We start from the raw sequence: 8,614 nt of genomic DNA, 5'->3' as shown, positions 1-8,614 counted from the left end.
CCCCGGTCGGGCCCGACGGCCGCCGACCAGGCGGCGACCATCGCACCGACGTCCTGGGTACGACGGAACAGCCGCGCCGAACGGCTGTCGCGGCCGCCCTCCAGCCACGCGCCGACGGCGCGCCCGAACCGCGGCCACGGCTGGGTCGTGCCGTTGCGGCAGGTCGTCTGCCACTGGGCGGGCAGGGTGCGGGCGGCGTCCCGGACGGTCAGCACGACGTCGACCTCGCCCGGCAGGGACGCGACCAGGCGCTGCGCCTCGTTCGCGTCGAGGAAGCTGAGGAACTCCCACGACAGGACGGTCCGACCGGGGTGCTCGGCGATCCCGCGCACCAGCCCGTGGGCGACCCGGTCGCGCCGGGTCGCGGCGTCGGCGGCAGGCACGCCGTTGAGGAGGCCACGCAGCGCCAGCGCCTGGTCCTTCGGGACAGCGACGCCCGCTTCGGAGAGCGGCGCGCGATGGTCGGCGAGGAGCTGTTGGAGGAACGTGGTCCCCGTCTTCATCGCACCGACGTGGAGCACCGTCCGGGCCAGCCCCGAGCCGGAATGTGACGCATTCGGCACCGGCGCACCCTAGCAGCGGATTCGCTGTCTGCGACCGCCGCGCTGATACCTTGATCCACGTCCATTTGTGCCTGCGTCTAAGGAACACGCCCTCGTGAGCGAAGCCGCCACCGCTGCCAGCCCCGCGACTCCCTCGGAGGAGACGACCACCGGATTCCGGGTCGTGCAGCGGCTCGTCCTCCCCGACGACCAGGAGCTCGACGTCCAGTCGCTCTACGTCAGTGGCGTCACCAGCATCTCGTCGGGCAACGATGCGCCCGCGCGCCAGTCGGGCAGCGACTACGAGCACGTCGACGAGGACGCCGACGACGATGACGACGATGCCGAGGGCGGCGCCGGGATGTCGGGCTTCGGTCGGATCACCGAGGGCTCCGGCGTGGCGGTCGACCCGCACAAGCGGGTCACCCTCGGCACCTACTTCAACGCGTTCCCGGCCAGCTACTGGCGCCGGTGGACCGAGTTCGGCTCGGTCCGGCTGAGCGCACGGGTGCGTGGCCACGGCTCGGTCATCGTCTACCGCTCGACCGCCAAGGGCCACGTCGTCCGCGCCGACTCCCACCGTCTCGACAGCGACGTCGCCGAGACGATCACGTTCGAGCTCCCGCTCAAGCCGTTCATCGACGGTGGCTGGTACTGGTTCGACCTCGAGGGCGGCGCCGCCGAGCTCGTGCTCGAGGACGCGAGCTGGGGCTTCGAGACCGACAAGCTCCGCCACGGCCGGATCACCATCGGCATCACGACGTTCAACCGGCCGGACTTCTGCGTCCCGCAGCTCCAGAACCTCGCCTCGGCGCCGGCGGTCCTCGACATCATCGACGAGATCGTCGTGGTCGACCAAGGCACCAACAAGGTCACCGACGACCCGGGCTACGCGGCGGCGGCGGCCGGTCTCGGCGCCAAGCTGCGGGTCATCGAGCAGCCCAACCTCGGCGGCTCCGGTGGCTTCTCCCGCGCCATGAACGAGGCGATCTCGATGGGCGCCTCGGACTACGTCCTGCTCCTCGACGACGACGTCGTCTGCGAGCTCGAGGGCATGCTCCGCGCGGTCGCCTTCGCCGACCTGGTCAAGACCCCGTCACTCGTCGGCGGGCAGATGTTCAGCCTCTACGACCGCTCGGTCATGCACGCCTACGGCGAGGCGATCGCGAAGTACCGCTGGTTCTGGGGCCCGGTCGCCCCGAGCGTCCACAGCCACGACTTCTCGAAGAAGTCGCTGCGCGCCACCTCGTGGATGCACCGCCGGATCGACGTCGACTACAACGGCTGGTGGATGTGCCTGATCCCCACCCAGGTGATCCGCGAGATCGGGCTGTCCCTTCCCATGTTCATCAAGTGGGACGACGCCGAGTTCGGCCTGCGCGCCGCCGCGGCCGGCTACCCGACGGTGACCCTGCCGGGTGTCGCCGTCTGGCACGTGCCGTGGACCGAGAAGGACGACACGCTCGACTGGCAGGCCTACTTCCACGAGCGCAACCGGCTCGTGTCGGCGCTGCTGCACTCGCCGTACCCGCACGGCGGCAAGCTCGTGCGCGAGAGCCTCGAGAACCACACCAAGCGGCTGATGTCGATGCAGTACGGCACCGGCGAGACCATCCTGCTCGCGCTGCAGGACGTGCTCGACGGACCTGACCGCATGCACCACGACCTCCTCAACCGGCTCCAGGAGGTGCGGGCGCTGCGCGACGGCTACGACGACGGCCAGTCCAAGCCCGAGCTCGACGCCTTCCCGACGCCCCGCCGCAAGAAGCTCGAGAAGCGCGGGAAGGGCATCCCCGTCCCCAGCACGACCATCGGCAAGGCCAAGATGGCCGCGACCGGTCTGCTGCGCCAGGCGTTCGACACCCGCGAGCTGGCCGAGACCCACCCGGAGGGGATCGTCCCCCACGTCGACCAGCGCTGGTACCGCCTCGCGCACTTCGACTCCGCGATCGTGTCGTCGGCCGACGGCGTCTCGGCGTCCTGGTACCGCCGTGACCGTGCTCAGTTCCGCGATCAGATGAAGCGCTCGGTGAAGATGCACGCCAAGCTCTACAAGGAGTGGGACCAGCTCGCGGAGCAGTGGCGCGCCGCCCTCCCCGAGCTGACCTCGCCGGAGCGCTGGAAGCTGACCTTCGAAGGCCTCGACGACGAATGAGGTTCGGCGCTCGGCGTCGTGAGGTGGGCAAGCACGCCGGTGAACGGAGTCGACGGCGGCAGCCCCCGCCGACGCCGCTTCCCCCGGCCCCGGTCCCGGTCACCGTTCCCGTCCCGGCCCCGGAGCGCGAGATCGCGCCGGTCCTGGTGCCGGTCGGTGCCCCACCCGAAGCCTTGGCGCCGGCCGCCACGCCCCGCGGCGACCCCCAGCGTGAGCGGCGTCGACAGCGTCGGCAGACGGGTCGGCAGGCGGAGACCCCGTCGGTCGAGCGGGTCGAGCGGGACGTCTCGGCCTTCCCCCTGACCCCGCCGACGGCCAACAACGGCCTGCTCGCGGTCTTCCAGAAGCGCTACCTGCTCAAGCTGCTCGTCAAGCGCGAGATCAGCGCGCGCTACCAGGCGTCGTTCCTCGGGATGCTGTGGTCCTACATCGGTCCCGCGGCCCAGTTCTTCGTGTACTGGTTCGTGATGGGCGTGATCATGCAGCTCCACAAGAACGTGGAGAACTTCGGGATCCACGTCTTCGCGGGACTCGTGGTCGTCCACTTCTTCACCGAGACCTTCGCCGCCGGCACCCGGTCGATCGTGCGCAACAAGGCGGTCGTCGTGAAGCTGGCGCTGCCACGGGAGATGTTCCCCGTGGCCTCGATGCTGGTGTCGCTCTTCCACGTCGTGCCGCAGATGGTCATCCTCCTCATCGCCTGCCTGGCCTACGGGTGGACGCCGGACCCGGTCGGGATGGCGGCACTCTTCCTCGGCCTGCTCATCGCGATGCTGCTCGGCACCGGGTGCGCGCTGATGTTCAGCGCCGCCAACGTGTTCTTCCGCGACTTCAGCAACGTCGTCAACATCCTGCAGCTGTTCGTGCGGTTCAGCGTGCCGATGATCTATCCGTTCAGCTTCGTCCACGCCCGGTTCGGGGACTTCTCGCAGTACTACCTCTTCAACCCGCTGGCCGACTGCGTCCTGCTGGTGCAGCGCGCCCTGTGGGTCGGCACGACCAGCGACCCCGAGCTGGTCGCCCAGACCGACCTGCCGCCCGACCTGCTGCTGTGGGGCCTGGTGATGGCCGGCGTCAGCCTCGTCGTCCTCGGCATCGGCCAGCTGGTCTTCAGCAGGCTCGAGTCCAAGATCCCGGAACGGCTGTGACGCCATGACCACCTCGATCGTCCTCGACGACGTCACCAAGACGTTCAAGCTGCGCTTCCACCGCACGATCAAGCAGATGTCGGTGGCCAAGATCCGCGGCCAGGAGACGAGCACCGAGTTCAAGGCCATCGACCGGGTCTCGTTCACGGTGGAGCAGGGCGAGTCGATCGGGCTGATGGGCCTCAACGGGTCCGGCAAGAGCACGCTGCTGAAGATGATCAGCGGCGTGATGAAGCCCGACGAGGGCCAGGTGCTCACCCGCGGCCGGATCGCCGGGCTGATCGCGACCGGCGCCGGGTTCCACCCGCAGCTCACCGGGCGCGAGAACCTCTACCTCAACGCCGCCATCCTCGGGATGAGCGAGCGCGAGACGGCCCGGAAGTTCGACGACATCGTCGAGTTCGCCGAGCTGGGCCACCGGCTCGACACCCAGGTCGGTCACTACTCCTCGGGCCAGAACGCGCGGCTGGGCTTCGCGATCGCGGTCCACGTCGACTCCGACATCTTCCTGGCCGACGAGGCGCTCGCGGTCGGGGACAAGCCGTTCAAGCGCAAGTGCCTGGCCAAGATGCGAGAGATCCGCGACAGCGGCCGGACGATCTTCTACGTCAGCCATGCCGCCGGCCAGGTGCGCCGGATGTGCAACCGGGTCGTGGTGCTCGAGAACGGTCGACTCGTTTTCGACGGGGGAGTGGAGGAGGGGATCCACTTCCTCCACTACGACGGCGACGACGAGGAAGAGCTGGACGAGACCGGCGACGACATCTGAGTCGACGCCGCTGCTGAATTGCCACGTTCGGGTGACCTTGACGTGTTCGCGGGTTACCGTGGCGGCTCGGACGGGCTCTGCGAAGGGATCGCTGTGCGTCGTACATCCTGCTCCCGAGCGTCGACCCTGGTGGTCGCGGTGGTCGCTGCGCTCACCCTGGTCGGCCTTCCTGCGCAGACCACCCCGGCGACCGCGCGGGCGGCCGCGGTCGTCCAGGCCGGGAGCCTGCAGTGGCAGCTCCTCGGCGGCCCGCTGCGCTCGGGCGAGGCGCACGTCGCGAGCACCGACACGATCCGGTTCAAGGCCACCTTCACGCCGGTGCGCCAGGGGCGGCGGGTCCAGCTCCAGCACCAGGTCGACGGGGTCTGGAAGAAGCTCGCCGAGTCGACCCAGAACGCTGCCGGGACCGCCTGGTTCAACCGGAGGTTCGCGGTGGGCGAGCGGAACGTCCGGGCGATCACCCTGGCCGACGGCACCCTGCCGGGACGGACGACCCCGCCGATGACGGTCGCGACCTACCAGCGGGGGGTCGTCTCGCTGGTGCCCGACGGGCTGCCGCCCGGCGGCGGGCGCCAGGCTGGTCCGTTCCTGCCCGAGAGTCGGTGGGCGGTCCGCGAGATCACCGTTCCGGGTCCCCACTCCGGGACGTCGCTGGAACGGATCGAGGTCCGTGACCACGACGTCGAGACGACGGTGCAAGTGCCGCTGCCGGCCGGCAAGAACCTGACCACCAGCGGATCGGTCGCCGACGACGGCGAGGTCGTCTACGTCGCCGCGGCTTGCACCTGGGAGTGGGTCTGGTACGACGACCGCGGAGGTGAGGGCGGCTACGAGCGGAGGTGCGCCGGCTACGGGATCTGGTCCTGGGACCGGGCTTCGGCGCCGGTGCTGCTGCGCGCCGGCTTCACAGCGCTCGTCAGCCCCGACGGGAGCTCCCTGGTCTACGCGGCGACGGGACCGACGCCCCAGGCGCCCCTGGCGCGCTCGCCCCTCCGGCGGTGGGACCGCGCGGCCGGGACCTCGGTGCAGATCACCCCGACCGGCTACGTCTGGGGCGACTACCGGGCGTCCGACGACCAGGAGCAGGTGGTGGTCGAGCCGCTCCTCGACGGCCCGGAGCCGTCCTACCTCTGGCGACGGGGGGTCGGCCGCACCGACCTCGGACCGGTCCGGCTGGTGGCGATCAGCAGCGACGGCTCGACGGTCGCCGCGGTGGGTGGCATCCCCGACCGGCCGCTGCTGGTGCGCGACGTCGCGACGGGGACCGTCCGCTCCTGGCCGGGCGCCGCCCTCGTGCGCCCGGTGCTCGACGCCGTCGGGGGACAGGTCGCCTGGACGTCGGACACTCCTGCGGGCCAGACCGTGCTGACCGCCCTCGACACGGGGCGCACCCAGCCGGTGAGCTGCACGTCGGCCGGTGTCTGCGGCGACGAGGACAGCCGGGCGGCCGGCATCAGCGCGGACGGCGACCGGGTCTACTTCGTGTCCCGGTCGACCAATCTCGACCCTGCGGACACCGAGCGGGACGACGACCTGTTCCGCTGGACCCGGCCGTAGCCCCGCACCGCACGAACTTGACATTTCTCGGAGATGTCGGCGTGTCGGCTGGTAATTACAACTTTGTAGTTACTCAGAACCTCTTCCGCAGGCCTGTGACGCATGTGAAAGTTGCTACTCGTGTGAACCCTTCCCCTCACACAGTTGGAGCAGATTCACCATGTTCGCGAAGCCGATCACCCGAGCCGGGACGGCCCGGCGCAGCCGGTTCGTCTCGGCGTGCCAGCAGCTGCTGGCACTGGGACTGGTCCTCGCTGCGCTGACCCCGGCCGCCCGCACGATCACCATGGACGTGCGCCCCGCGGGGCCCGGTGCGGCGCTCAGCAGCGACCCCGGCCAGGCCGCCTACCTGCGCTCGGCGAACGTGCCGGCGACCGTGCCGACCGCCCCGGTCGACCCGACCGTCGAGGAGTACAGCCTCACGGCGCCCGACGGGGCCCGGCTGGCGCCCGGCGCGCTCAAGGCGCGCAGCCGGACGACGACCACGGGCGGCCAGGAGCTCACGAGCGACGTGCTCCCCGTCACCGGCTACGGCGCCGTCGGCGTCACCTGGGAGCACGGCGTCGAGGTGGCGGACGACGCCCTCGCCGTCCGGGCCCGCACCTACTCCGACGGCGGCTGGTCGGACTGGACCGAGGTCCCGTACCACGACGACCACGGCCCCGACCCGGACAGTGACGAGGCGCGGCTCGCCCGGCCCGGCACCGAGCCGCTGCTGGTGGGCGACGTCGACAAGGTCCAGGTCCGGGTCGCGACCGACGCGGCCGCGCCGGCCGACCTCAAGCTCGCCGTGATCGACCNCGACCCGGGCGAGTCCGCCCCCACCGCCCAGGAGACGCCCGCGATCGACACCGGCGCCGGCGACCGCCGCGCGACCGGGACGGACGCGGACGGCGCCGATGGCGAGGACGACCTCTCCCTGAGTGCCGCCGTCGCGGCGCCCAAGCCCAAGATCTTCTCGCGTGCCCAGTGGGGTGCCGACGAGAGCATGCGGGACGCGCCGTCGCTCCACTACTACGAGGTCCACGCCGGTTTCGTGCACCACACGGTCAACGCGAACGACTACACGCGGGAGCAGGTGCCGGGCATCATCCGCGGCATCTACGCCTATCACACGCGGTCGCAGGGCTGGAGCGACATCGGCTACAACTTCCTCGTCGACCGGTTCGGCCGGATCTGGGAGGGCCGGTACGGCGGCGTCGACCGTGCGGTCGTCGGCGCCCACACGCTCGGCTACAACGACAACGCCTTCGCGATGTCGGCGATCGGCAACTTCGAGACCGCGCGGCCGTCGAGCGCGATGGTCCGGGCCTACGGGGCGCTCTTCGCCTGGAAGCTCGGCCTCCACGGCGTCGACGCCGACGACCCGAAGCAGTACGTCACCTCGGACTACTTCCCGGCGATCAACGGGCACCGGGACGCGGGCTCCACCGCCTGCCCCGGCACCTACCTCTACCAGCGGCTCGGCCGGATCCGTCAGCTCGCCACCGAGGCCCAGCAGGGCTGGGACGGCCGCGACCTCGAGTCGAGCCTGGTCGGGACCGAGCGTCCGGACCTGGTCGTCCGCCGTGCGGTCGACGGCATGGTCTTCATCCGGCCGATCGTCCCCACCGACACCGGCTACCGGCTCGGCGCGAAGGTCTCCACCGGCCTGTCCCTGCCCGACGCGGCCCTGATCCTCAAGGCCGGCGACTGGGACCTCGACGGCCGGGGCGACCTCATCACCAAGCGCGACGGCGCGCTCTGGCTCTACCTCGCGACCGGCAACGGCAGGTTCGGCGAGCCGATCAGGCTGGCGACCGGGTTCGCCAAGGTCACCAAGCTCGCCGCCGTCGGTGACTTCACCGGCGACGGGCGGCCCGACCTGATGGGGCAGCCCGCCCGCGGATCCATGCAGATCTATCCGGGCAACGGCACCGCGGGGCTCAAGCCGGCCTACCCGGCGTACTCCGCAATCCCCGGCCGCAAGCAGATCCCGATCGGCCGCTGGGACAACGACGGCGCGCCCGACAGCCTGATCCGGACCCGCGACGGGCTGGTCCTCTACTACGGCAACGGCCCCGGTGGATTCACCGCGACCAAGTCGATGGCGCTCCCCGTCTCCGGCTACGACTGGCTCATCGGGACCGACGACGTGGACCTGGTCGGCCACAGCGACCTCATCGCCCGGACGGCGAGCACAGGTCAGCTGTGGGTGATCCCGGGCAGCGCCCGCGGGTTCCGGGCACCGGTGGCGATCACCGGCGACACGACGGAGTACGACATGGTGGGCTGAGCCCGAGACCGGCCTGGCACTCAGGCGGGGAAGCGGGCGGTGGTGCGCTCGGCGATCTCGATCGCCTCGAGCCGCTCCCGTCCGGCCCGGGTGACCAGGACGACGGAACCGCCCTTCGCGAGCGGTTCCGTGAAGGCCGCGAGACCTGGTGGGGAAGCCGGGCTCGCG

At 70.9% G+C, this 8,614-nt stretch carries 5 protein-coding genes and 1 pseudogene; 5 read left to right on the top strand and 1 reads right to left on the bottom strand.

All coding sequences use genetic code 11. The annotated features are described in order from the left end of the window. Positions 1-563 (bottom strand): annotated as a pseudogene (locus H0487_RS20340) (hypothetical protein); the annotation flags it as partial. Between the two features lie 94 nt (positions 564-657). On the opposite strand from H0487_RS20340, the gene H0487_RS20335 reads away from it, so the two are divergent. The 5 genes from H0487_RS20335 to H0487_RS20315 all read left to right on the top strand — a co-directional run bounded on the left by H0487_RS20335 (position 658) and on the right by H0487_RS20315 (position 8,446). Continuing rightward, complete coding sequence (locus H0487_RS20335; RefSeq protein WP_183096049.1) at positions 658-2,697, top strand: glycosyltransferase; 2,040 nt, start codon at positions 658-660, stop codon at positions 2,695-2,697. 23 nt (positions 2,698-2,720) lie between these two features. Then, a complete protein-coding gene (locus H0487_RS20330) occupies positions 2,721-3,845 on the top strand; it encodes an ABC transporter permease (protein ID WP_312856036.1) in 1,125 nt (374 codons plus the stop codon). A 4-nt stretch (positions 3,846-3,849) separates the two neighbouring features. After that, positions 3,850-4,614 (top strand): ABC transporter ATP-binding protein, encoded by a 765-nt coding sequence (locus H0487_RS20325; RefSeq protein ID WP_183096047.1) that lies wholly within the window; start codon positions 3,850-3,852, stop codon positions 4,612-4,614. 93 nt (positions 4,615-4,707) lie between these two features. Continuing rightward, positions 4,708-6,171, top strand: a complete 1,464-nt coding sequence (locus H0487_RS20320; protein WP_183096046.1) for a hypothetical protein — start codon at positions 4,708-4,710, stop codon at positions 6,169-6,171. A gap of 160 nt (positions 6,172-6,331) precedes the next feature. After that, positions 6,332-8,446 (top strand): N-acetylmuramoyl-L-alanine amidase, encoded by a 2,115-nt coding sequence (locus tag H0487_RS20315; protein WP_183096045.1) that lies wholly within the window; start codon positions 6,332-6,334, stop codon positions 8,444-8,446. Positions 8,447-8,614: the final 168 nt, after the last annotated feature.

The organism is Nocardioides stalactiti (assembly GCF_014180715.1).
GTDB lineage: Bacteria > Actinomycetota > Actinomycetes > Propionibacteriales > Nocardioidaceae > Nocardioides > Nocardioides stalactiti.
This window is presented reverse-complemented; position numbering and strand designations above follow the sequence as displayed.

What these genes read in the sequence shown, in the direction of transcription:
- H0487_RS20325 (WP_183096047.1), top strand. Translation starts at nt 3,850, where the DNA reads ATGACCACCTCGATCGTCCTCGACGACGTCACCAAGACGTTCAAGCTG.